This is a genomic window from Pseudomonas entomophila, from assembly GCF_029193575.1.
Classification (GTDB): Bacteria; Pseudomonadota; Gammaproteobacteria; order Pseudomonadales; family Pseudomonadaceae; genus Aquipseudomonas; species Aquipseudomonas entomophila_G.
On record NZ_JARGCS010000056.1, the window covers coordinates 330,725 to 355,420 of the forward strand.

At 64.7% G+C, this 24,696-nt stretch carries 18 protein-coding genes; 10 read left to right on the forward strand and 8 right to left on the reverse strand.

The features are described from left to right. Window positions 1–113: 113 nt before the first annotated feature. Window positions 114–2,579 carry a glycogen/starch/alpha-glucan phosphorylase gene (locus P0Y43_RS25260; protein ID WP_275639972.1) on the reverse strand — a complete coding sequence of 822 codons (2,466 nt, stop codon included), beginning with the start codon at window positions 2,577–2,579 and terminating at the stop codon, window positions 114–116. Between the two features lie 201 nt (window positions 2,580–2,780). On the opposite strand from P0Y43_RS25260, the gene P0Y43_RS25265 reads away from it, so the two are divergent. Further along, window positions 2,781–3,185, forward strand: a complete 405-nt coding sequence (locus tag P0Y43_RS25265) for a YkgJ family cysteine cluster protein (protein WP_275639973.1) — start codon at window positions 2,781–2,783, stop codon at window positions 3,183–3,185. Between the two features lie 129 nt (window positions 3,186–3,314). Here the strand turns inward: P0Y43_RS25265 and typA are convergent, their stop codons facing one another. After that, a complete protein-coding gene (typA, locus tag P0Y43_RS25270) occupies window positions 3,315–5,135 on the reverse strand; it encodes a translational GTPase TypA (RefSeq protein WP_275639974.1) in 1,821 nt (606 codons plus the stop codon). 126 nt (window positions 5,136–5,261) lie between these two features. Next, the gene (thiI, locus tag P0Y43_RS25275; RefSeq protein ID WP_275639975.1) at window positions 5,262–6,716 is read right to left on the reverse strand and encodes a tRNA uracil 4-sulfurtransferase ThiI; all 1,455 of its coding nucleotides are present in this window, start codon (window positions 6,714–6,716) and stop codon (window positions 5,262–5,264) included. Window positions 6,717–7,173: 457 nt separating this feature from the next. On the opposite strand from thiI, the gene glnA reads away from it, so the two are divergent. The 4 genes from glnA (at window position 7,174) to ntrC (ending at window position 12,059) form a co-directional block, all read left to right on the forward strand. Beyond that, window positions 7,174–8,580, forward strand: a complete 1,407-nt coding sequence (glnA, locus tag P0Y43_RS25280) for a glutamate--ammonia ligase (protein ID WP_275639976.1) — start codon at window positions 7,174–7,176, stop codon at window positions 8,578–8,580. 154 nt (window positions 8,581–8,734) lie between these two features. After that, complete coding sequence (locus P0Y43_RS25285) at window positions 8,735–9,277, forward strand: chorismate mutase (RefSeq protein ID WP_275639977.1); 543 nt, start codon at window positions 8,735–8,737, stop codon at window positions 9,275–9,277. Window positions 9,278–9,540: 263 nt separating this feature from the next. Continuing rightward, a complete protein-coding gene (glnL, locus tag P0Y43_RS25290; RefSeq protein ID WP_275639978.1) occupies window positions 9,541–10,626 on the forward strand; it encodes a nitrogen regulation protein NR(II) in 1,086 nt (361 codons plus the stop codon). Then, the gene (gene ntrC, locus P0Y43_RS25295) at window positions 10,623–12,059 is read left to right on the forward strand and encodes a nitrogen regulation protein NR(I) (RefSeq protein ID WP_275639979.1); all 1,437 of its coding nucleotides are present in this window, start codon (window positions 10,623–10,625) and stop codon (window positions 12,057–12,059) included. Before glnL ends, ntrC begins: the two co-directional genes overlap by 4 nt. 342 nt (window positions 12,060–12,401) lie before the next feature. Here the strand turns inward: ntrC and P0Y43_RS25300 are convergent, their stop codons facing one another. Next, the gene (locus tag P0Y43_RS25300) at window positions 12,402–12,839 is read right to left on the reverse strand and encodes a hypothetical protein (RefSeq protein WP_275639980.1); all 438 of its coding nucleotides are present in this window, start codon (window positions 12,837–12,839) and stop codon (window positions 12,402–12,404) included. Here P0Y43_RS25300 and P0Y43_RS25305 point away from each other — a divergent pair. Beyond that, window positions 12,838–13,293: a tRNA (cytidine(34)-2'-O)-methyltransferase gene (locus P0Y43_RS25305; protein ID WP_275639981.1), complete on the forward strand. Its 456-nt coding sequence runs from the start codon at window positions 12,838–12,840 to the stop codon at window positions 13,291–13,293. The genes P0Y43_RS25300 and P0Y43_RS25305 overlap by 2 nt on opposite strands. 91 nt (window positions 13,294–13,384) lie before the next feature. Here P0Y43_RS25305 and secB read toward each other — a convergent pair whose 3' ends face one another. The 3 genes from secB to P0Y43_RS25320 are packed head-to-tail and all read right to left on the reverse strand — an operon-like array spanning window position 13,385 to window position 14,575. Next, window positions 13,385–13,867 carry a protein-export chaperone SecB gene (gene secB / locus P0Y43_RS25310; RefSeq protein ID WP_275639982.1) on the reverse strand — a complete coding sequence of 161 codons (483 nt, stop codon included), beginning with the start codon at window positions 13,865–13,867 and terminating at the stop codon, window positions 13,385–13,387. Window positions 13,868–13,905: 38 nt separating this feature from the next. Next, window positions 13,906–14,160 carry a glutaredoxin 3 gene (grxC, locus tag P0Y43_RS25315; protein ID WP_275639983.1) on the reverse strand — a complete coding sequence of 85 codons (255 nt, stop codon included), beginning with the start codon at window positions 14,158–14,160 and terminating at the stop codon, window positions 13,906–13,908. A 1-nt stretch (window position 14,161) separates the two neighbouring features. Continuing rightward, window positions 14,162–14,575 carry a rhodanese-like domain-containing protein gene (locus P0Y43_RS25320; protein ID WP_275639984.1) on the reverse strand — a complete coding sequence of 138 codons (414 nt, stop codon included), beginning with the start codon at window positions 14,573–14,575 and terminating at the stop codon, window positions 14,162–14,164. Window positions 14,576–14,781: 206 nt separating this feature from the next. Here P0Y43_RS25320 and gpmI point away from each other — a divergent pair, with 206 nt between their 5' ends. The 4 genes from gpmI to P0Y43_RS25340 all read left to right on the forward strand — a co-directional run bounded on the left by gpmI (window position 14,782) and on the right by P0Y43_RS25340 (window position 19,960). After that, window positions 14,782–16,314 (forward strand): 2,3-bisphosphoglycerate-independent phosphoglycerate mutase, encoded by a 1,533-nt coding sequence (gene gpmI / locus P0Y43_RS25325; RefSeq protein WP_275639985.1) that lies wholly within the window; start codon window positions 14,782–14,784, stop codon window positions 16,312–16,314. Window positions 16,315–16,484: 170 nt separating this feature from the next. Next, window positions 16,485–17,786 (forward strand): murein hydrolase activator EnvC family protein, encoded by a 1,302-nt coding sequence (locus tag P0Y43_RS25330; RefSeq protein WP_275639986.1) that lies wholly within the window; start codon window positions 16,485–16,487, stop codon window positions 17,784–17,786. Window positions 17,787–17,860: 74 nt separating this feature from the next. After that, on the forward strand, window positions 17,861–19,186 hold the full coding sequence (locus P0Y43_RS25335) for a S41 family peptidase (RefSeq protein WP_275639987.1): 1,326 nt from the start codon (window positions 17,861–17,863) through the stop codon (window positions 19,184–19,186). 9 nt (window positions 19,187–19,195) lie between these two features. Then, complete coding sequence (locus P0Y43_RS25340; protein WP_275639988.1) at window positions 19,196–19,960, forward strand: divergent polysaccharide deacetylase family protein; 765 nt, start codon at window positions 19,196–19,198, stop codon at window positions 19,958–19,960. A 3-nt stretch (window positions 19,961–19,963) separates the two neighbouring features. Here the strand turns inward: P0Y43_RS25340 and P0Y43_RS25345 are convergent, their stop codons facing one another. Beyond that, window positions 19,964–24,658 (reverse strand): DUF6543 domain-containing protein, encoded by a 4,695-nt coding sequence (locus tag P0Y43_RS25345; protein ID WP_275639989.1) that lies wholly within the window; start codon window positions 24,656–24,658, stop codon window positions 19,964–19,966. Window positions 24,659–24,696: the final 38 nt, after the last annotated feature.

Sequence of the window (24,696 nt, forward strand, 5' to 3'; positions counted from 1 at the left end):
ACAGCCTAGCGAGCGAAGAGACTCGCCTGGCGGATCAGACGGCGGTTCGGGCAATGAGTTCAGGCAGTTGGTCGGCGGCGGCCCCGCGATAGGGCCGGCACTGGCGCCTCGCACTAATCCAAGGCCTTCCAGATCTCGCTGGCATATTCGCGAATGGTCCGGTCCGACGAGAACCAGCCCATCCGCGCAGTGTTGAGCACCGCCATCCGCCACCACTCCTGCGGTGTATGCCACAGCTCCTCGACCCGCCGCTGGGCATCCCAGTAGGCATCGAAATCCGCGCACACCAGGAAGCGGTCATAGGCCACCAGCCCGTCGATCAGCCCCGCGTAACGCCCTGGGTCGTCGGGCGAGAACACCCCACTGCGAATCGCCTGCAGCACGTCGCTCAGCCGGTTCGAGGCGGCGATCGCGGCAGCGGCGCCGAAGTCCCCGGCACGCCCCCGTGCCTCGACCTGCTGGGCGGTAAGGCCGAAGATGAACATGTTCTGCGCCCCCACCTGCTCGCACATCTCGACGTTGGCGCCATCCAGCGTGCCGATGGTCAGCGCGCCATTGAGCGCGAACTTCATGTTGCTGGTGCCCGAGGCCTCGTAGCCGGCGGTGGAGATCTGCTCGGAAAGGTCCGCCGCCGGGATGATGCTCTCGGCCAGGCTGACGTTGTAGTTGGGCAGGAACACCACCTTGAGCAAGCCGCGCACGGTCGGGTCGTTGTTCACCACCCGGGCGATGTCGTTGGCCAGCTTGATGATCAGCTTGGCCTGGTGGTAGCTGGCCGCCGCCTTGCCGGCGAAGATCTTCACCCGCGGCACCCAGTTGATGCCCGGGTCGTTGCGGATGGCCTGGTACAGCGCCACGGTGTGCAACAGGTTGAGCAACTGGCGCTTGTACTCGTGGATGCGCTTGACCTGCACGTCGAACAGCGCTTCGGGGTTGACCGTGACGCCGATGCGGTCCTGGATGATGCTCGCCAGCGCGCGCTTGCTGTGCAGGCGCTGGGCGGCGAACTGCTTGCGGAAGGTGGCCTTGTCGGCGAACGGCGCCAAGGCCTTGAGCTTGCCTTCCGGGTCGTCCAGCACCTCGGCGCCGAGGGCTTCGACCAGCATCGCGGTGAGCGGCGGGTTGGCCTGGTACAGCCAGCGGCGGAAGGTGATGCCGTTGGTCTTGTTGTTGATGCGCTGCGGGTAGAGCTTGTGCAGCTCGGCGAACACCGTGCTCTTCATCAACTTGCTGTGCAGCGCCGACACGCCGTTGACGCTGTGCGAGCCGAGAAACGCCAGGTTGCCCATGCGCACCCGGCGGCCGTTGTCCTCTTCGATCAGCGACACCGCGCGCAGCACGTCGAAGTCGTGCAGCCCTTTGGCCCGCAGGGCATCGATATGGTAGGCGTTGATCAGGTAGATGATCTGCATGTGCCGCGGCAGCATGCGCTCCATCAGCGCCACCGGCCAGGTTTCCAGGGCTTCGGGCAACAGTGTGTGGTTGGTGTAGGCCAGGGTGCCGACGGTCAACTCCCAGGCCTTGTCCCACGGCACCTCGTGCTGGTCGACCAGCAGCCGCATCAGTTCGGCCACGGCGATCGAGGGGTGGGTGTCGTTGAGCTGGATCGCCGCCGCGCCGGGCAGGTTGGAGAGGTCCTTGTGCATGTTCAGGTGGCGGCGCAGCAGGTCCTGCAGCGAGGCCGAGACGAAGAAGTACTCCTGGCGCAGGCGCAGTTCCTGGCCGGCCTCGGTGCTGTCGGCGGGGTACAGCACCCGCGAGATGCTCTCGGCCCGCGCCACTTCGGCCACCGCACCGAGGTGGTCGCCGGCGTTGAAGCGCTCCAGGTGCAATTCCTCGAGGGCGCGGGCGCGCCACAGGCGCAGGGTGTTGACACTGGCCCCGCGCCAGCCGACCACCGGCGTGTCGTAGGCCACCGCCCGCACCGTCTCGCCCGGCCACCACACCTGGCGCTGCTGGCCGTGGGCGTCCTGCACGGTCTCGACGCTGCCACCGAAGCTGATCGGGTAGATCACCTCGGCGCGCTCGAACTCCCAGGGGTTGCCGAAGTCCAGCCAATTCTCGGTCTGCTCCTGCTGCCAGCCATCGACCACCGCCTGGCGGAACAGGCCGTGCTCGTAGCGGATGCCGTAGCCGTGGGCGGCGATGCCCAGGGTCGACATGCTTTCCATGAAGCACGCGGCCAAACGCCCGAGGCCACCGTTGCCCAGCGCCGCGTCCGGCTCCAGCAGGCGGATGCGTTCCAGGTCCACGTCCAGCCCCTCGAGGGCCTCGCGGGCGATCTCCAGGTAACCGAGGTTGCTCAGGCTGTCGTACAGCAGCCGGCCAATGAGGAATTCCAGGGAGAGGTAGTAGACGCGTTTCTGGCTACGCCGGTAGGCCTGCCGGGTGTGGTCCATCCAGTGGTCGACCATGTGGTCGCGGGCGGCCAGGGCAATGGCCTCGAACCAGTCGTGGTCGAATGCGTGCTCCGGGTCCTTGCCGACCGCATAGGTCAGCTTGGCCAGCACGGCGGCGCGGAAATCCGCCACCTCGGCGGCATGAGCTTTGGCGTCACGGGCTTTGGGTTCCTGGGACATGAGGCATCCTCGGGGGGCAAGTGGGCGAAAGCGCTGGGAGAGTGTTCAGCCTAGACGCTCTGACACGGAGCGACAGCGACGGTTCGCGGTTTTCATCCACCCAGGCTGAATCGGGCAAAAGGTTGTTCACAAATTGAACAACTCCGGTATCATCGCGCGCCCCAAAACCGTGATTTCCCTTGCAAGAATAAAACCGCAACCATGAAACCGACCCTGATCGCCGCCGCCGAAGTCGACCGCCTGGAAACCTGGCAGCGCTATGCCAGCCACATGTGCGGGGGTTGCCACTCGACCTGCTGCACGCTGCCCGTCGAAGTGAAGATCAAGGACTTGATCCGCATTGGCGTGGTGGACGCGTTCGAGCAGGACGAGCCACCGAAGAACATCGCCAAGCGCCTGCAAAAAGAGGGCATCATCGAGCGCTTCAACCAGAAGTCGGGGATCTTCACCCTGACCCGCATGAGCAACGACGACTGCCTTTATCTGGACCGCAAAAGCCGGCTGTGCACCATTTATGACAAGCGCCCGGACACCTGCCGCAACCACCCCAAGGTCGGGCCGCGGCCGGGGTACTGCGCGTACAAGCCCAAGGTGGCAGGGCGATAGCCCTGTAGCCCCGGCACGGCGCCCTATCGCAGGCTTGCCCCGCGATAGGGCCGACACAGATACACGGCACCAAAAAAAACGCCCCCGGCCTTTCGACCGGGGGCGTTTTTCATTCAGCTAGAACCAGGATCAGTTCTTGGCTTTCTTGGCAGCGCGGGTACGCTCGCCTTCGTCGAGGATCTTCTTGCGCAGACGGATCGACTTCGGCGTGACTTCGCACAGCTCGTCGTCCTGGATGAACTCCAGGGCCTGCTCGAGGGTGTGGCGAACCGGCGGCACCAGGGCGATGACTTCGTCCTTGCCCGAAGCACGCATGTTGTCGAGCTTCTTGCCTTTGGTCGGGTTAACGCCCAGGTCGTTGTCACGGCTGTTCAGGCCGATGATCTGACCGTTGTAGATCTCCTGGCCGTGCTCGACGAACAGCTTGCCGCGCGCCTGCAGGGTTTCCAGCGAGTAGGTCAGTGCCTTGCCGGTCTCGACCGAAACCAGTACACCGTTGAGACGGCCGGACATCTGGCCCGACTTCATGGTGTCGTAGCGATCGAAGATCGAGGTCAGGATGCCTGCACCGTTGGTCAGGGTCAGGAACTGGTTACGGAAACCGATCAGACCACGGGCTGGAATGTTGTATTCCAGGCGAACACGGCCCTTGCCATCCGGCACCATGTTGGTCAGGTCGCCCTTACGCAGGCCCATCTCTTCCATGACCTTGCCCTGGGATTCTTCAGGGATGTCGATGGTGACGTTCTCGAACGGTTCCTGCTTCACGCCGCCTACTTCACGGATGATCACTTCAGGACGGCCTACAGCCATCTCGAAGCCTTCGCGACGCATGGTTTCGATCAGAACCGACAGGTGCAGCTCACCACGGCCCGATACCTTGAACTTGTCAGGGGAATCGGTTTCCTGAACGCGCAGGGCAACGTTGTACAGCAGCTCTTTGTCCAGACGGTCCTTGATGTTACGGCTGGTGACGAACTTGCCTTCCTTGCCGCAGAACGGCGAGTCGTTGACCTGGAAGGTCATCGAAACGGTCGGCTCGTCGACGGTCAGCGGCTTCATCGCTTCTACCGCGTCCGGGGCGCACAGGGTGTCGGAGATGAACAGCTCGTCGAAACCGCTGATGCAGACGATGTCGCCAGCCTGGGCTTCTTCGACGTCGACGCGGTGCAGGCCGTGGTGGCCCATCAGCTTGAGGATACGGCCGTTACGCTTCTTGCCGTCGGTGTCGATGGCGACGACCGGGGTGTTCGGCTTGATGCGGCCACGGGCGATGCGGCCAACGCCGATAACGCCGAGGAAGCTGTTGTAGTCCAGCGCCGAGATCTGCATCTGGAACGAACCGTCACGGTCGACGTTCGGCGCAGGTACGTTGTCGACGATCGACTGGTACAGCGCGGTCATGTCTTCGCCCATGGCGGTGTGGTCCAGACCGGCGATGCCGTTCAGGGCCGAGGCGTAGACAACCTGGAAGTCCAGCTGGTCGTCGGTGGCGCCGAGGTTGTCGAACAGGTCGAAGATCTGGTCCAGCACCCAGTCAGGACGCGCGCCCGGACGGTCGACCTTGTTGATCACGACGATCGGCTTCAAGCCGGCTTCGAAGGCCTTCTTGGTCACGAAGCGGGTTTGCGGCATCGGGCCGTCTTGTGCGTCGACCAGCAGCAGCACGGAGTCGACCATCGACATCACGCGCTCTACCTCGCCACCGAAGTCGGCGTGGCCGGGGGTGTCGACGATGTTGATGTGGTAGCCATTCCAGTTGATGGCGGTGTTTTTCGCCAGAATGGTGATACCGCGCTCTTTTTCCTGGTCGTTGGAGTCCATGACGCGCTCGTCGTTGAGCTCGTTACGCTCCAGGGTGCCGGACTGGCGCAGCAGTTTGTCGACCAGGGTGGTTTTACCATGGTCAACGTGGGCGATGATGGCGATGTTACGCAGATTTTCGATCACAACTGTATCTCGATCAGAGGATTCGGTTGCCGCCAGCTTAGGCGGCCAATATGAAGGTAAAAGGCTCAGCGGGCCCGGGGGTCGGGAGGGCGATGGCGGATGCTGCCGCCATAGAGCCCTGGCGTTTTATGCCGGACGATAAACACGCACATTGGCATGTCCCTCACTGAGCAGGTGGTGGGCGTGCAGACGGCTCATCACGCCCTTGTCGCAATACAGCAGGTACTGGCGGTTGGCATCCAGGTGCTTGAACTTGCTGTTGATCGCGTAGAACGGCAGGGCCTGCACCTCGACGCCGTCCAGCGCCAGGGGCTGGTCTTCCTGGGCATCGGGGTGGCGGATGTCGATGACGATCTGGCCCGGCAGCGCCTCGGCCACTTCCTCGATCTCGATGTCCTTGCCCAGCTCGTCGATCACATGGTCGATGGAGATGAACTTGGCACGCGCCAGGGCGCGCTCCAGCACCTCCATGTCGAATTGCTTCTCTTCATGCTCCATGCGGTGGCGCTTGGCATGGGTGGTCGGGTTCACCGAGATCACCCCGCAGTATTCGGGCATGTGCTTGGCGAACTCGGCGGTGCCGATCTGGTAGGCGGTGTCGATGATGTCCTGCTTGTGGCTGGCCAGCAGCGGGCGCAGCACCAGCTTGTCGGTGGCCGAGTCGATGATCGACAGGTTCGGCAGGGTCTGGCTGGACACCTGCGAGATCGCCTCGCCAGTGACCAGCGCGTCGATGTCCAGGCGCTCGGCCATGCGCGCGGCGCCGCGCAGCATCATGCGCTTCAAGGTCACGCCCATGTAGCTGTTGTCGACCTTGTTGAGGATCTCGCCGACCACTTCCTCGAACGGCACGCTGATGAACAGCACGCGCTGGCTGCTGCCGAACTTCTTCCACAGGTAGTGGGCCACTTCCATCACGCCCAGCTCGTGGGCGCGGCCGCCGAGGTTGAAGAAGCAGAAGTGGGTCATCAGGCCGCGGCGCATCATCTGGTAGGCCGCCACGGTGGAGTCGAAGCCACCGGACATCAGCACCAACGTTTGCTCCAGGGCACCCAGGGGGTAGCCGCCAATGCCGTTGTGCTGGTTGTGGATGACGTACAGGCGCTGGTCGCGGATCTCGATGCGCACCAGCACTTCCGGGGTTTTCAGGTCGATGCCGGTGGCGCCGCACTGCTGGCGCAGTTGGCTGCCGACGTAGCGGTCGACGTCCATCGAGGTGAAGTCGTGGTGGCCGCCGCGCTTGCAGCGCACGGCGAAGCGCTTGCCGGCCAGCAGGTGGCCGAAGTGCTGCTTGCACTTGGCGACGATGTCGTCGAAGTCGCCCAGGGGGTATTCCTCGACCTGCAGGAAGTGGGTGATGCCCGGGGTGCAGGTGAGGCGCTCGATCATTTCGCGCTGGACTTTCTCGTCTTCGACGCGGGTGACCACTTCGAGATTGTCCCAGACACCATCGACCGCGAGCTCAGGGTCCAGATCCTTGAGCACGACGCGGATGTTCTTGCCGAGCTGGCGAATGAAGCGCTTGCGCACCGGCCGGCTCTTGATGGTGATTTCGGGGAAGACTTTGACGATAAGTTTCATTGGTAAACAGCGCGCCCACGGCCTGCCGAAAATGAGGGGCGCGAATTATAGCGGAAATTGCTCAAGGTTTGAGCAACTTTTGTACAGAAGGTTGATCGGTGGGCCTTACCGGCCTCATCCCGGGGCAAGCACGCTCCTACACCCACGCCGTTGTCCGTGAGAGCAGTGGGATACCTGTCAGGAGCGGGCTTGCCCCGGGATGAGGCCCGCACAAACAGGCGAGCACCATAATGGTGCAACCAATGCCAAAAACGCCTCTTATAGGTGCACGGAAATGGCAAATCACCCTGCCAGATGCCCGCAAACGCCCTTTTTTGTCCCGCCCTCGCCATTTTCGGGCACTGGCATGCAATTTGCTCTCTTGTGAGGCAGGTAAGCTTGGCCGACTATGCGCGCCCGGCGACACCCTTTTTCCAGGGCAGCGGCCCACCGCGCCCTAGACCATCCGGAGGACAACATGTCGAAGTCGGTTCAACTCATCAAAGATCATGACGTCAAGTGGATTGATCTGCGTTTCACGGACACCAAAGGCAAACAGCACCACGTCACCATGCCCGCTCGCGATGCGCTGGATGACGAGTTCTTCGAAGCCGGCAAGATGTTCGACGGTTCGTCGATCGAAGGCTGGAAAGGCATCGAAGCCTCCGACATGATCCTGCTGCCGGACGACGCGTCCGCCGTGCTGGACCCGTTCACCGAAGAGCCGACCCTGATCCTGGTCTGCGACGTGATCGAGCCGTCCACCATGCAAGGCTACGACCGCGACCCGCGCGCCATCGCCAAGCGCGCCGAAGAGTTCCTGAAGACCACCGGTATCGGTGACACCGTCTTCGTTGGCCCGGAGCCAGAGTTCTTCATCTTCGACTCGGTCAAGTTCAAGTCCGACATCTCCGGCTCGATGTTCAAGATCTACTCCGAGCAAGGCTCGTGGATGACCGACGGCGACGTCGAAGGCGGCAACAAGGGCCACCGCCCTGCCGTCAAAGGCGGCTACTTCCCGGTTCCGCCGTGCGACCACGACCACGAAATCCGTACCGCCATGTGCAACGCCATGGAAGAAATGGGCCTGGTCGTCGAAGTTCACCACCACGAAGTGGCGACTGCCGGCCAGAACGAGATCGGCGTGAAGTTCAACACCCTGGTCGCCAAGGCTGACGAAGTTCAGACCCTGAAGTACTGCGTGCACAACGTCGCCGACGCCTACGGCAAGACCGCGACCTTCATGCCGAAGCCGCTGTACGGCGACAACGGCTCGGGCATGCACGTTCACATGTCGATCTCCAAAGACGGCAAGAACACCTTCTCCGGCGAAGGCTATGCCGGCCTGTCCGACACCGCCCTGTACTTCATCGGCGGCATCATCAAGCACGGTAAGGCCCTGAACGGCTTCACCAACCCGGCCACCAACTCCTACAAGCGTCTGGTGCCTGGCTTCGAAGCCCCGGTGATGCTGGCCTACTCGGCTCGCAACCGCTCCGCCTCGATCCGCATCCCGTACGTTTCCAGCCCGAAAGCGCGCCGCATCGAAGCGCGCTTCCCGGACCCGGCAGCCAACCCGTACCTGTGCTTCGCCGCCCTGCTGATGGCCGGCCTGGACGGCATCCAGAACAAGATCCACCCAGGCGATGCCGCCGACAAGAACCTGTACGACCTGCCGCCTGAAGAGGCCAAGGAAATCCCGCAGGTGTGCGGCAGCCTGAAAGAGGCCCTGGAAGAGCTGGACAAAGGCCGCGCGTTCCTGACCAAGGGCGGCGTGTTCTCCGACGACTTCATCGATGCCTACATCGAGCTGAAGTCCGAAGAAGAAATCAAGGTCCGCACCTTCGTTCACCCGCTGGAATACGACCTGTACTACAGCGTCTGATGTGAGCGGCGCCTGCCGCCGCCTTCATCACTGGAAACGGCTTCCCTCGGGAAGCCGTTTCTGCTTTTACACTCAGCCAGATCGGACGCGTCCTACCCGCAGCGCAAGTATCAGCCAGCACACTTGGGCCTCCCCTACCCCCGGAGAACACCCCATGCGCTCCCTTTCCCTGCCCCTGCTTTGCCTGCTCGCGCTATCCGGCTGCATGCGCAGCAGCGTGCCCCACCCCACCTTGGCCCCCTTGCTGGCCAGCATCGAGCAGCGCCTCGACCTCGCCGAAGCAGTGGCCCTGCACAAATGGGACAACCGCCAGCCGGTGCAGGCGCCGCAACGCGAGCAACAGGTCCTGGCCAGCGTGCGCCAGGCAGCCGCCGAATACGGCCTGTCGGCGCAACGTGCCGAGGCGTTCTTCAGCGACCAGATCGAAGCCAACAAGCTCGCCCAGTACCATTTGCTCAGTCAGTGGCACCGTGCACGCCAGGCACCGGATCGGCCACGCCGCGACCTGGCCAGCGAGGTTCGCCCGCAACTCGATCAGCTACAGGCGCAGTTGCTGCGGCAACTGGCCGACCTCGATCGCCAGGCCCTGCCGCAGTGCCAAGAGCACCTGGCCGATAGCCTGATCCATCATGCCCCTGACACACCGCGCCGCCTGGCGATGATCCGCGCCACCGCGCAACTGTGCCAACAGCCGTAAAGCTCTATGCTCTATATTGGTGCACTAAAGCGCTGAGCGCCCCGCAATGCAACCCAAATTAGGTCACAAGAAACGGTAAACCCAGGCTTTCTGTGCCGAATTTGCGCAGATTCAGGTCTTTATCGGGAAATTCCGCTTCTTTTCGGAGCCTTGGTTTGGTTCTTGCATTTTCCTCGCATCAGCGGATCACCTGCGTGCCCGCCCCTGGCCCGGCCAGGGGCGCCATGTGCCGGAAAAGCGCCAAAAGAGGTCACCGACGCCCCATGACCATCAGCGATGCACAGCACCGTCTGCTCCTGGATAACCTGACCACCGCCACCCTGCTGCTCAACGGCGAACTGCGCCTGGAGTACATGAACCCGGCGGCGGAAATGCTCTTGGCCGTCAGCGGCCAGCGCAGCCATGGCCAATTCATCAGCGAACTGTTCACCGAGTCGACCGAAGCGCTCAATTCCCTGCGCCAGGCCGTGGAGCAGGCGCACCCGTTCACCAAGCGCGAAGCCCAGCTGACCTCCCTGACCGGGCAAAGCATCACCGTCGACTACGCCGTCACGCCGATCCTGCACCAGGGCCAGACCTTGCTGCTGCTGGAGGTGCACCCACGCGACCGGCTGCTGCGCATCACCAAGGAAGAGGCCCAGCTGTCCAAGCAGGAAACCACCAAGATGCTGGTGCGCGGCCTGGCCCACGAGATCAAGAACCCCCTCGGCGGCATCCGTGGCGCCGCCCAGCTACTGGCCCGGGAACTGCCCGAGGATGGCCTGCGCGACTACACCAACGTGATCATCGAGGAAGCCGACCGCCTGCGTAACCTGGTCGACCGCATGCTCGGCTCGAACAAACTGCCGTCGCTGGCCATGACCAACGTTCACGAAGTGCTGGAGCGCGTCGGCAGCCTGGTGGAAGCGGAAAGCCAGGGCGGCATCACCCTGGTGCGTGACTATGACCCGAGCCTGCCCGACGTCCTGATCGACCGCGAACAGATGATCCAGGCCGTGCTCAACATCGTGCGCAACGCCATGCAGGCGATCGGCGCGCAAAACGAGTTGCGCCTGGGCCGCATCACCCTGCGCACCCGCGCGGTGCGCCAATTCACCATCGGCCACATCCGCCATCGCCTGGTGGCGCGGCTCGAGATCATCGACAACGGCCCGGGCATCCCCGCGGAACTGCAAGACACCCTCTTCTACCCCATGGTCAGCGGGCGCCCGGACGGCACCGGGCTCGGCCTGGCCATCACCCAGAACATCATCAGTCAGCACCAGGGCCTGATCGAGTGCGAGAGCCATGCCGGCCACACCACCTTCTCGATCTTCCTGCCCCTGGAACAAGGAGCCACCGCCCCATGAGCCGAAGTGAAACCGTATGGATCGTCGACGATGATCGCTCCATCCGCTGGGTCCTGGAAAAAGCCCTGCAACAGGAAGGCATGACCACCCAGAGCTTCGACAGCGCCGACGGCGTGATGGGGCGCCTGGCCCGGCAGCAGCCGGACGTGATCATCTCCGACATCCGCATGCCCGGCACCAGTGGCCTGGACCTGCTGGCGCAGATCCGCGAGCAGCACCCGCGCCTGCCGGTGATCATCATGACCGCGCATTCCGACCTCGACAGCGCGGTGGCCTCCTACCAGGGCGGCGCCTTCGAGTACCTGCCCAAGCCGTTCGACGTCGACGAGGCGGTGTCGCTGGTCAAGCGCGCCAACCAGCATGCCCAGGAGCAGCAGGCGCTGGACGTGCCACCGACCCTGGCACGCACCCCGGAGATCATCGGCGAGGCGCCGGCGATGCAGGAGGTGTTCCGCGCCATCGGCCGACTCAGCCACTCCAACATCACCGTGCTGATCAACGGCGAGTCCGGCACCGGCAAGGAGCTGGTCGCCCATGCCCTGCACCGCCACAGCCCTCGCGCGGCGGCGCCGTTCATCGCGCTGAACATGGCGGCGATCCCCAAGGACCTGATGGAGTCCGAGCTGTTCGGCCATGAGAAAGGCGCCTTCACCGGCGCGGCCAACCAGCGCCGGGGCCGCTTCGAGCAGGCCGACGGCGGCACGCTGTTCCTCGACGAGATCGGCGACATGCCGGCCGACACCCAGACCCGTCTGCTGCGGGTGCTGGCCGATGGCGAGTTCTACCGGGTCGGCGGCCACGTGCCGGTGAAGGTGGACGTGCGCATCATCGCCGCGACTCACCAGAACCTGGAGTCGCTGGTGCAGGCCGGCAAGTTCCGTGAAGACCTGTTCCACCGCTTGAACGTGATCCGCATCCACATCCCGCGCCTGGCCGACCGGCGCGAGGACATCCCGGCCCTGGCCCGCCACTTCCTGGGCCGCGCCGCGCGCGAACTGGCGGTGGAGCCGAAGCTGCTCAAGCCGGAAACCGAGGAGTTCATGCGCAACCTGCCGTGGCCCGGCAACGTGCGCCAGCTGGAAAACACCTGCCGCTGGATCACCGTGATGGCCTCCAGCCGCGAGGTGCTGATCGGCGACCTGCCGCCGGAACTGCTGAACCTGCCGCACGACGCCGCGCCGGTGACCAATTGGGAACAGGCCCTGCGCCAGTGGGCCGACCAGGCCCTGGCGCGTGGCCAGTCGAGCCTGCTCGACAGTGCCGTGCCGAGCTTCGAGCGGATCATGATCGAGACCGCCCTCAAGCACACCGCCGGGCGCCGCCGCGATGCCGCGCTGCTGCTGGGCTGGGGGCGCAATACCCTGACCCGCAAGATCAAGGAGTTGGGCATGAAGGTCGACGGCGGGGATGATGACGAGGGCGACGATCACTGATTGCCGATCGGCCTTAGCGACGCCATCGCGGGGCAAGCCCGCTTCTACAAGGGATATGCGGTCCCTGTAGGAGCGGGCTTGCCCCGCGATGCTTTTCACGCCCGATGCACCGATCCTGTGCCTGCTGCACTCCAGCAATGCACAAATTCCCTCGAAACCTGGCAAAACCGTCGCAAAACCCCGGATTTCCGGCCTTGGCAAAGTTGGCACGGCCCCTGCAATAACCTGAGTAACTCCAGTTTCGGGGTCCTCGGTACAGGCAGGCCGGGATAGCCCCTCTTTTATTCGCGACACCGCCCGTTTTGGGGACCTTGGTACAGGCAGGCCAGGATATCCCCTCTTTTATTCGTGCAGCCTCACCTGCACCCGCCAGCGCCCGGCGTCCTCTGCAGCGGTCCACTCACCGCGCAGAGGGCGCGCGGCCACCAGCGTCAGCACCAACCCTTCATCGCTGTTCTGCACCCGCCAGCCCACGGGCTTGCCCTGCAAGGTCAACTGGCCGCGCTGGACCTTGCCCACGGCCTGGAACACCACGGCCACCGTGCCTTCGACGTTCTCGCCATGCAGCTTGGGTTCTTCGTTGAACCACAGGTCCAGACCATCCTGCACCACCTCCACCTGCTCCAGTACGCGCGGCTCGGGGTTGGTCAGGCGGCCGATCATCAGCCCCACCAGCATGCCGACGATCGCCAGTGAGAACAGTACCCGCGGCCAAGCCTTCGAACGCGGGTCCGGTTCGGGGTTAGAATGCGCGTCATCTTCGTGCCTGGAGCCGTGCATGTTTCACGTCATCCTCTTTCAACCTGAAATTCCGCCGAACACCGGCAATATCATCCGGCTCTGCGCCAACAGCGGCTGCGCCCTGCACCTGATCGAACCGATCGGCTTCGAACTGGACGACAAGCGCCTACGCCGGGCGGGCCTGGATTACCACGAGTATGCCACGCTCAAGCGCCACGACAGCCTGGCCGGATGCCTGGAAAGCCTGGGCCAGCCACGGCTGTTCGCCTTCACCACCAAGGCCTCGCACCCGTTCCATGAAGTCGCCTACCTGCCGGGCGATGCGTTCCTGTTCGGGCCCGAGAGCCGCGGGCTGCCGGCCGAGGTGCTGGACAGCCTGCCGCCCGAACAGCGCCTGCGCCTGCCGATGCGGCCGGGGTGCCGTAGTTTGAACCTGTCCAATACCGTGGCGGTGACGGTGTACGAGGCGTGGCGCCAGCAAGGGTTTGCCTGAGCGTTGGCCGGCACCGGCCCCACGATGGGGCCGCCACAGACCCAACAAAAAAGCGCCCCGAGAGGCGCTTTTTCATTCAACACGACATCGCTTACTGCAGCGAAGGCGCTTCACCCGCTTCCTGCATGCGCTGCATTTCTTGCGCGTACAGGGCGTCGAAGTTCACTGGCGACAGCATCAGCGCCGGGAACGAGCCACGGGTCACCAGGCTGTCCAGGGTCTCGCGGGCATAGGGGAACAGGATGTTCGGGCAGAACGCGCCCAGGGTATGGCTCATCGAGGCGGCGTCGAGGTTCTTGATCAGGAAGATACCGGCCTGCTGCACTTCGGCGATGAACGCCACTTCGTCACCGTTCTTCACGGTCACCGACAGGGTCAGCACCACCTCGTGGAAGTCGCCTTCAAGGGCCTTCTGCTTGGTGTTCAGGTCCAGGCCGACGCTCGGTTCCCACTGCTGGCGGAAGATCTGCGGGCTCTTCGGCGCTTCGAACGACAGGTCACGCACGTAGATGCGCTGCATCGAGAATTGCGGGGAGTTGTCTTCGGCGGCGCCGTTGTTCTGTTGGTCAGTCATTGCGGATCCTTTTCCTAAAGTGTTGAAAGAGGCGTGGTTCAGGCCTGGAGCAGGGCGTCGAGCTTGCCCGCCCGCTCAAGGGCATACAGGTCATCGCAACCACCGACGTGGGTCGTGCCGATCCAGATCTGCGGCACCGAGGTACGGCCGGCCTTCTGGCTCATTTCGGCACGCAGCTGCGGCTTGCCGTCGACCTTGATTTCCTCGAAGGCCACGCCCTTGCTCTCGAGCAGGTACTTGGCGCGCATGCAGTAGGGGCAGTAGTCGCTGGAGTAGACGATGACGGGCTTCATGTCACTTCACCAGCGGCAGGTTATCGGCTTTCCAGCTGGAAACGCCACCACTGAGCTTGGCGGCGGTGAAGCCGGCCTTGAGCAGCTCACGGCAGATGGTGCCCGACTGCTGGCCCATGCTGTCGACCACGATCAGGGTCTTGGCCTTGTGCTTCTCCAGCTCGGTCATGCGGCCAGCGACCTTGTCCTGCGGGATGTTCAGGGCGCCGACGATGTGCCCGGCGGCGTATTCCTTGCTCGGGCGGATGTCGATGACCAGGCCCTTTTCGGCGTTGACCAGCGCGGTCAACTGGCCGCTGCTCAGGCTCTGGCCGCCACGGCGGATTTCGTTGACCAGCAGCAGGATCAGCAGAACGAAGAAAATCGCAACCAGGATGAGGTGGTTTGTCGCAAATGTAATCAGGTTGGCAACCATCAGGGGTGTTCCAGGCGATTGAAAATGCCGGCCAGTATACACAGCCGCCCATGCCGGCCAAAGCCCGGTGGACGGGCGCCCTGCCAGCCTTCATGTGGGTGGCGCGGCGGCGCTGGTCGGGCAAACCGATGAATATTCGCCGTCGCTGGCCGAATTGCCCTAAAATGCGTGTCTTTATCATCTTTGAACAACCGTGAGTTTGATTGATGACGAGCACGCCCAAGCCCCTGGTCCTGATCATCCTGGATGGTTTCGGTCACAGCGAAAGCCCCGAATACAACGCCATCTTCGCCGCCAACACACCGGTCTACGACCGCCTGCGGGCCACCCAGCCGCATGGCCTGATCTCCGGTTCCGGCATGGATGTCGGCCTGCCCGACGGGCAGATGGGCAACTCCGAGGTCGGCCACATGAACCTTGGTGCCGGGCGCGTGGTGTACCAGGACTTCACCCGGGTGACCAAGGCCATCCGTGACGGCGAGTTCTTCGACAACCCGGTGCTCACTGGCGCGGTGGACAAGGCGGTCGGTGCTGGCAAGGCCGTGCACATCCTCGGCCTGCTCTCCGACGGCGGCGTGCACAGCCACCAGGACCACCTGATCGCCATGGCCGAACTGGCCGCCAAGCGTGGCGCCGAACAGATCTACCTGCATGCCTTCCTCGACGGCCGCGACACCCCGCCGCGCAGCGCGCAGTCGTCGATCGAGCTGCTCGACGCGACCTTCGCCAAGCTCGGCAAGGGCCGCATCGCCAGCCTCATCGGCCGCTACTACGCGATGGACCGCGACAACCGCTGGGACCGCGTCAGCGCCGCCTACAACCTGATCGTCGACAGCACCGCCGAATACACCGCGGCCAACGCCGTGACCGGCCTGCAAGCGGCCTACGCCCGCGAGGAGAGCGATGAATTCGTCAAGGCCACGCGCATCGGCGAGGCGGTGACGGTCGAAGACGGCGACGCGGTGATCTTCATGAACTTCCGCGCCGACCGTGCCCGCGAACTGTCGCGGGTGTTCGTCGAGCCAGACTTCAACGAATTCCCGCGCGCGCGCCTGCCCAAGCTGGCCGCCTACATCGGCCTGACCCAGTACTCGGCGAAAATCCCGGCCCCAGCGGCCTTCGCCCCGGCCAGCCTGGACAACGTGCTCGGCGAATACCTGGCCAAGCACGGCAAGACCCAGTTGCGCATCGCCGAGACCGAGAAGTACGCCCACGTGACGTTCTTCTTCTCCGGTGGCCGCGAAGAACCCTTCGAGGGCGAAGAACGCATCCTGATCCCGTCGCCGAAGGTCGCCACCTACGACCTGCAGCCGGAAATGAGCGCGCCGGAAGTCACCGACCGTATCGTCGAAGCCATCGAGCAGCAGCGCTTCGACGTGATCGTGGTCAACTACGCCAACGGCGACATGGTCGGCCACACCGGCGTGTTCGACGCCGCGGTCAAGGCTGTCGAGGCCCTGGACGGCTGCGTCGGGCGCATCGTCGCGGCGCTGGACAAGGTCGGCGGCGAAGCGCTGATCACCGCCGACCACGGCAACGTCGAGCAAATGGAGGACGAGTGCACCGGCCAGGCGCACACCGCCCACACCACCGAGCCCGTGCCGTTCATCTATGTCGGCAAGCGTGACCTGAAGGTCCGCTCAGGCGGCGTGCTGGCCGACGTGGCGCCGACCATGCTCAAGCTGCTGGGGCTGGAGAAACCTGCGGAAATGACCGGCACCTCGATCCTCGTCGACTGAAACACCCCCACCCCTTGCAGGAGCGGGCTTGCCCCGTTCCTACAAGGGGCCATGTCCCTCACATCGGCCTTTTCCAGACAAACGCCCCGCCGCAACCGCCGCGGGGCGTTTTTTTTGCCGCCCCACGCGGGCATACTAGGCCAGTCTCCATCCCTGGTACGCCCAATTCCATGCTTCGCGCCCTGATCCTCCTAGCCCTGTCATGCCTGCTCAGCCCGGCCTTCGCCGACGAGCGCGCGCAGACCCAGCAACAACTGGACGCCACTCGCCAGGACATCGCCGAGCTGAAAAAGATGCTGGGCAAGCTCCAGGAAGAGAAATCCGGCGTGCAGAAAGACCTCAAGAGCACCGAGACCGACATCGGCAACCTCGAAAAGCAGGTGGAGACACTGCAGCAAGAACTAAAAAAGACCGAGGGCGAGCTGGAGCGCCTTGACCACGAGAAAAAAAAACTCCAGTCCGCCCGCGTTGAACAACAACGCCTGATCGCCATCCAGGCCCGTTCGGCCTACCAGAATGGCCGCGAGGAATACCTCAAGCTGCTGCTCAACCAGCAGAACCCCGAGAAATTCGCCCGCACCCTCACCTACTACGACTACCTGAGCAAGGCGCGCCTGGAACAACTGCGCGCCTTCAACGAAACCCTGCGCCAGCTGGCCAGCGTCGAACAGGATATTGCCCGCCAACAGGCGCAATTGCTGGCCCAGCGCGGCAACCTCGATACCCGCCGGCAAGAGCTCGAAGCCGAACGCGGCAAGCGCCAGCAAGTGCTGGCCAAGCTCAACGGCGACCTCAAGGAACGCGACCAGAAACTCCAGGCCCGCGAGCAGGACCAGACCGAGCTGACCCAGGTGCTCAAGACCATCGAGGAAACCCTCGCCCGCCAGGCCCGCGAGGCCGAGGAAGCACGGCAGAAGGCCCTGCTGGCCCAGCAGGAGGCGGAAAAGCGCCGCAAGCAGGAAGCCCTGGCCGCCGCCGCCCGCGAGCAGGCCGCCGAGCCGGACGAGCCGCCGAAGAAGGCGCGCACCACCCTCGGCCCGCTGGTGTCGAGCGATGGCGCCAACTATGGCGGTGCATTTTCCGCCGCCCGGGGAAAACTTCCATGGCCCGTCAATGGTCGATTACTGGCACGCTTCGGCGATACGCGCGGTGGCGACGCCCGGGCCAAGTGGGACGGGGTGATGATCAGCGCCAACCCAGGCACCCAGGTGCGCGCCGTGCACGGCGGGCGCGTGGTGTTCGCCGACTGGTTGCGCGGTGCCGGACTTCTGGTCATTCTCGACCATGGCAATGGTTACCTGAGCCTGTACGGCCACAACCAGAGCCTGCTCAAGAACGCCGGCGACATCGTCAAGGCTGGCGAGGCCATCTCCACGGTCGGTGACAGTGGCGGCCAGGAGAGCGCAGGCTTGTACTTCGCCATTCGCCAGCAGGGCCGCCCGTCGGACCCGGCGCAGTGGTGCCGGGGCTGATGCCTTAACCGTATTCCGGCGTTGCGCCGATGCTCCCGAGTGGGGGCGCCAACAGGATCAGGAGTTCGTTCGACATGCTGCACTCGTCTCGCCTCACCCAGCTGGCCCTGACCATCGCCCTGGCGATCGGCGCGCCCCTGGCCGTCGCCGCCGACCCGGTCAAGCCCGCCAAGCCGGCCGCGGTGCCGGCCACCGAGGTGACGGCCAAGGCGCCGCTGCCGCTGGAAGAGCTGCGTACCTTCGCCGAGGTCATGGACCGCATCAAGGCCGCCTACGTCGAGCCGGTGGACGACAAGACCCTGCTGGAGAACGCCATCAAGGGCATGCTCAGCAACCTTGACCCGCACTCGGCCTACCTGGGCCCCGAGGACTTCCAGGAGCTGCAGGAAAGCACCAGCGGTGAATTCGGCGGCCTGGGCATCGAGGTCGGCATGGAAGACGGCTTCGTCAAGGTGGTGTCGCCGATCGACGACACCCCGGCCTCGCGTGCCGGCATCGAGGCCGGCGACCTGATCGTCAAGATCAACGGCGCCCCGACCCGTGGCCAGACCATGACCGAAGCGGTCGACAAGATGCGTGGCAAGATCGGCGAGAAGATCACCCTGACCCTGGTGCGCGACGGCGGCACGCCGTTCGACGTGACCCTCGCCCGCGCGGTGATCCAGGTCAAGAGCGTGAAGAGCCAGTTGTTGGAGAACGACTACGGCTACGTGCGCATCACCCAGTTCCAGGTCAAGACCGGCGACGAGGTGGGCAAGGCGCTGGCCAAGCTGCGCAAGGACAACGGCAAGAAGCTGCGCGGGCTGGTGCTGGACCTGCGCAACAACCCTGGTGGCGTGCTGCAATCGGCGGTGGAAGTGGCCGACCACTTCCTGACCAAGGGCCTGATCGTCTACACCAAGGGCCGCATCGCCAACTCCGAGCTGCGCTTCTCCGCCGACCCGGCCGACGCCAGCGAAGGCGTGCCGCTGGTGGTGCTGATCAACGGCGGCAGCGCCTCGGCTTCGGAGATCGTCGCCGGCGCGCTGCAAGACCAGAAGCGTGGCGTGCTGATGGGCACCGACTCGTTCGGCAAGGGCTCGGTGCAGACCGTGCTGCCGCTGGCCAACGACCGCGCGCTGAAGCTCACCACCGCGCTGTACTTCACCCCCAACGGCCGCTCCATCCAGGCCCAGGGCATCGTCCCGGACATCGAGGTGCGCCCGGCCAAGCTCACCGCCGAGGCCGACAACGACAACTTCAAGGAAGCCGACCTGCAAGGCCACCTGGGCAACGGCAACGGCGGCGCCGATCGACCGACCGGCAGCGGCAAGCGCAAGGAGCGCCCACAGGACAACGACTTCCAGCTGAGCCAGGCGCTGAGCCTGCTCAAGGGCCTGAACATCACCAAGGGCGACTGACCATCCGCCATGCGTTACCTGCTGTTCAGCCTGTTCCTGCTCCTGGCTGGCCCCGCCCACGCGGCGCCAGCCACGGCCTACATGAGCATCATCATCGACGACCTGGGGCAGAGCGCCGAGCGCGACAGCCGCACCCTCGCCCTGCCAGGCCCGGTGACGATGGCAATCATGCCCGACACGCCCCATGCCACCGACTTCGCCCGCCAGGCCCACAAGGCCGGGCGCACGGTGATCCTGCACATGCCTATGGACCCGGCCACCGGGCCGTATGCCTGGCACCCCGGCACGCCGATCGAGGAACTGGCCCGGCGCCTGGACGCCGCGCTGGCCAAGGTGCCGTTCGCCGCTGGCATCAACAACCATATGGGCAGCCGCATGACCGCCCAGCCCGAGCCGATGGCCTGGCTGATGGGCGAACTGCAACGCCGCCACCTGTTCTTCGTCGACAGCCGCACCAGCGCGGCCACCGTGGCGGCGGCCAAGGCCCAGGAACAGGGCCTGGCGCATGTCTCGCGGGATGTGTTCCTCGATGACGTGCGCACCCCCGAGGCCATCGCGGGGCAACTGCGCCTCGCTGTCGAGCTGGCGCGCAGGCAGGGCTCGGCGGTGCTGATCGGGCACCCTTATGCGCAGACGCTGGAGGTGCTGGAACGCGAGATACCTCGGCTCAAGGCCCAGGGAATAACCTTGATCGAGATTCACCAGATGATCGCCGAGCGCGGCAACCAGGCCATGCCCGCCCACGGCAGGCATGGCCGCTACAGCCCCCGTTGAGCGTCAATCGAACGGTATGATGCCCTGCGCCTGTTCGAGGGTGAGCCTGCCGCGATGAACCCGCTGCCCGATGGCGGCCCCCTGGCGATCGCTCAGCTGGCGCTGACGCCAAGTCTTGAGATGGGCGATGGTGAAGTCCCTGGGCATGGAGTGCCCCGAAGGCAGATGCATGTGTGCGGCCCACAGGTTGCGGCCCTTGCTGTCACCCGGGTCTGCCAGGCGCATGATCTTGTATTCGTCGAACGCCGAGCCGTTGGCCATGGTGCGCCGTGGCCCGACGTACTCGACCTTGATCAGTCGCTGCTCATGCAGGAACCGTAGCGACTCTGCCGACGGATAGCGAGTGTCGGTATACAGCCTGGTCAGCATGAGGGTCTTTTCCAGCCTCAACCGGTCAAGACGCGCTTCGAGTTGCCTGGTCAGCGCTTCGCTCAAGGTTGCCTCGCTGTTCGGCGACGCCGCCTCGGCAAGCTTGGCGATCTGCGCATCGAACAGACGCTTCAGATAATCGCCTTTGATGTCATGGGAAACGTAGTCCTGGGCCTGCGTCAGCACTTGCTCGCTTTCGTCCAGCAATGCCTGGACCCTCATGGCGGTGTCCTCCTCCAGGGTTTCTTCGACGGCTGGGGGCGAAGGAGGCGGACTTTCCACTTCGCGCCACTCGCCCTCTTTGTTTTCGAAGGCAAGCAGCAACTCGCCAGTGATCGGCTCGCGCACCTGCAGCATCGCGACGCCGTCCACCGTCACCTCGTTGGCCACCATGATCTGCCCGTCGGCGTTGCGCACGGCCCGCTGAGCGCCGGCGGTGACGGGGTAGGCAGGGTGCGGGGTGGGCGCCACCCCCTCATCCTGCCACTTGATGGCCTCGACCAGGTGCCGCCCCGCGTCTTCCTTGAGCTGCTGCAGGTGAACCTGGTACTGGCGCAACATCGGCGCCTCGATCAATGCGCCGCCTTGGCGCAGGATGCGCGCGCAGTTGACCAGCGCCGCCGCGTATTCGTCCCAGGCTTCCTGGAGGATGGCGACAAGATCGGAGGACGACAGGTTGGCGAATACGATCTGGCCATGGGCATTGGCAGCGTTGCGCAGCCCCGTGCCCGTCAAGTCCGCCCGATAACCGGCCAGCGCGCGCTGCCCGTCTTTGGAGTCGAGGCGCAAACCCAGCTCCGCGAGGTTCATCGCCTGATGGAAGCGCAGTTGCACCACGCTGAAGGTTCGCTGGGCGATCAGCGTTGCCACCGTCCTCGGCTCTGCCGCGTGACGTATGGGAATCGGCAGATCCCGGGGGGCTTGCGCCAACAGCACGTCCAGGTTTTCGTGAGCGCTGAGCATCCGCTCCTGAATGCTCACCACCCTATCCAGCGCCTGGCGGTAGGCCAGGTATGCGTCCCTGCCCTGCGCGAACGGCAAACGCTCCAACGTCGTATGCAACGCGTCCAGGCGGGGGTAGTCCGCCATGTTCTGCAGATCCTTGGCGATGAAGTCGTAGTTACGGATCAGGTTGAGCTGCACATCGGTCTTCTTCGCTTGCAACGCCCTTAGCCTCTCGCCCCCACCCGCCCGGCCATACTTGGGCTCCAGCATGGTGTCGAGCAAGGCGGCGACCTGCTTTTCAGAGCCGACGGCTTGCTCGAGGCGTTGGATCGACTGGTCGCGCATCGTCAATTGCTCGGCCCGCCATTGCTCGACGCGCGCCTGGTAACGCTCGAGTATCTCGATGGAGCGGCTGCGCGCTTGCGCATGCTCCGCCGTGTCGGGGAGCTGACTGAGCTTGCTCTGTTCGTCGGTTATCAGGCCCTGCAACCGCTCGACCTTGGCCTTGCGGTCAATGAACCCCAGGCCGAGCTCACTGAACTGCAACGTCAGCCGGGTAGCGTCAGCCTCCAGCTCGCTCACGGTGTTGCGCATCTCCTCGAACTTCTGCAAGAGTCGCCGGTTGATCGAGGCGGGCGGGGTTCCCGCGCGCAGGCGCAACCCGGCGTCGACCCGCCAGCCCTCTTGGCAGAACGCCAGCCACGGGCCGAACTCGCCAAGCCCATCGATCACCCTGACCCCCTGCGCCGATACCTCGACACGGTAGGCTTCGCCCGCCAGGGCCGCGTAGTACTCGCCATCGATCAGGTACAAGCCTTGCGCATCCCCCGACGCCACGGGATGCCGCCCATTGAGCGCGATACTGGAACGCATGGCCCGAAGGGCGGCCCGGCGCGAGGGTGGCAACCAGTTCATGCCCTGGGTGCCACGCCACGACAGATCGAGCTGCTGCCAGGCCACACCGGCCAGCGCCGTCACGTCATGCACCTCGCCCGTGACCGGCCGCACCGCCATTTCGGAAAACGCGCCGCGCTGCGCAGGCCGGCCCTCGAAACTCGCCACCGGCGCAGCACCAACGTGCTCGGCGGCGTCGCGCGGCGGCAGTCGTGCGTGCAGCAGCGACATGCCCAGGTTCAACAGCATATCCACCAGCGCAGCGCCGCGCCCGAAGCCGTCGCCCTGCTCGATGGCCTGCACATCGGCCTGCAGCGAGTCCAGCAACTGCACCAGCCAGGCCACCGTGGCGACCGGCCCGCGCAGTAGCAACGTGGCGACGTCGAACAATAACCATGCCCCTTCGGCCAATAGCGCCCAGCGACTTTCGGCATTGGAGGTCGACTGCATCCCCGCGAGCTCGACGAGCAGGTCGCGATTGGCCGAGTACATTCGCTCATCGAGGTTGGCCAACCAGAATTGCGGGTCGAACACCGCAGGCGGGGCCCCCACGGGCAGCGCATAGGGGTCGATACCGATCGACGTGACATGCGGCTCTTCGAAGCCATGGTTGTCATAGACCGGACGCACCTGTGGGTTCAACCACGCCAGGATGCTCTGGCTCAGAATCGTCGAAGTACGGATATGTGCCATCAATGCATCGAGGCTGGGGTATTCGCGCAGCGTGTCCTGGGGATAAAGCGGACGGTACAGCAAGACCAGGCGAGGTTCGGCGCAGTACAGCACATACATGCCGCGGACCCGGTCATGCTTGCGCGATTGCGGCTGGCGCCTGAACGTCAGCGGCATCAGCACCGCCCTGGGCGCTTCCGGGTCGATGCGGCCGGCGCAGAAGTCCACCACGCATTGCAGGCCAGCTTCGCCGACCTTGCCCTCGACCCGCGCCTGAAGGGCACTGAACGATAGGCCAGCGCGCCACTCCCTGGCGAACCGCGCCAAGCGATCGGCACGCGTCCGCGGGTCATCCAGCATTCGCGCGACATAGGCCGGGTAAGTGCCGCCGATATCGACCTGGGCGACCAGTTGCTTGGCGGCATCGGCATCCAGCCATTTCGGCACGGGCACACCGTCGGTGCGCCTGAAACCCTTGATGACAGCACCCCGCAGCGAGCTCAAGTTGCCAATGGCAAACTCGGCCAGGCTCTTTTCGCCCTCGAAAACCAACGGCTCCCCACCACCGGGACCTGTCGCGGCGCCCCCCGGCACACCGCGGGCGACGTACAACTGCAGCATCAGTGCGTTTGCCGGACACGCTTCGCCATGGACTTCACGCATCTGCTCGGCCAGGCGTGCGCTCGCGTACCCCTGCAAGTCCTGGATATCTTCAAGGGCGGCTTTTCCCTGCGAGTCGAGCTGGTCGACCGCCAAGCCCAGCAATGCGGCCTGGTAGGCGGAGCTGTTGCTGGCGCTGGTGGCGACCAGCCCGGGCGGCAACGTGACCGGCGGCCGGTCGTCGATCGCACCGTCGAACCACTGGGCCGGGTCGCTCAACTGGGCAAACAGGCGTTCGAGCGCCGCGATATCGGCCAACCCCGCGTATCGCACCTGCTCGATGCGACCCAGCATGAGGTCGAGGATCAGCGCGCTCTGGTGGGCGAACGCATCGCCCTCCACGGGGTAGCGCTCCCAGGTCATCTGGTCGAAACGGTAGCGTTGCGCCAATTCGTCACGCAACGACAACGCGTAGGCCGCGGGCGATGCAAAGGTGCTTACCCTGCCACGCGGTTCGCAGCACAGCAGCACCTGACGATCGTCCCACTCCCCGGACACCATCAGGCTGGGTTGCATTTCCTCGAACGACTGCCCGTCAGCGGTCAACCGCGCCCGCACCAGGCAGGTCACGGGTTGCTCGGTGCCGCCCTTGAGCAGCCCTCGTATGCACGCACGCTCCTGCTCATCCAGGCCTTGCAGGGGCATGTTGCGCAGCAACGCGGTCTTCAGCAGCAATTGCAGCGTGTCATCACGGCTGACCGCGCTCGAGTCGGTACCGCGCCAGTATCCAACCTGCGCCTGCTGGAACAGGTAGGGCAACCGCGTGATCAGCTCGTTCACCCCAGCACTCAGGCCGCGCAGGGGCCGGGTATCGAATTCACTGGTGGACCCGGCGAACCGGTATGCCCCGGTCAGGCCAAGCTTGTAGTCACGCGCCCCGAGCGGCTCCAGGTCCAGCGCCTGCGGCTGCAGCAGCGCCTGGAGCACGCGGTCCACCAGAGGCTGAGTGGTCCAGTACGACGTGTCGGGGTCCGGGCTGTCGAGCATCAGCGGGTCGGCCGAAGGCAAGGCCGGCTCGACCGCATTCAACCACGGAAGCTGCTGCTGCAGCAGGCCGAGAAGCTCCGTGCTCAGCACCTGGCGCAACGTCGGACGATCAGCGAACAGCCTGGCGGCAGCTCGGTTGAAATCGAAGGGTGAAACATCAGGACCGGTCATCTGCCTGGCCTCCTTGGGAATGAACCCAGGAGTGTCGT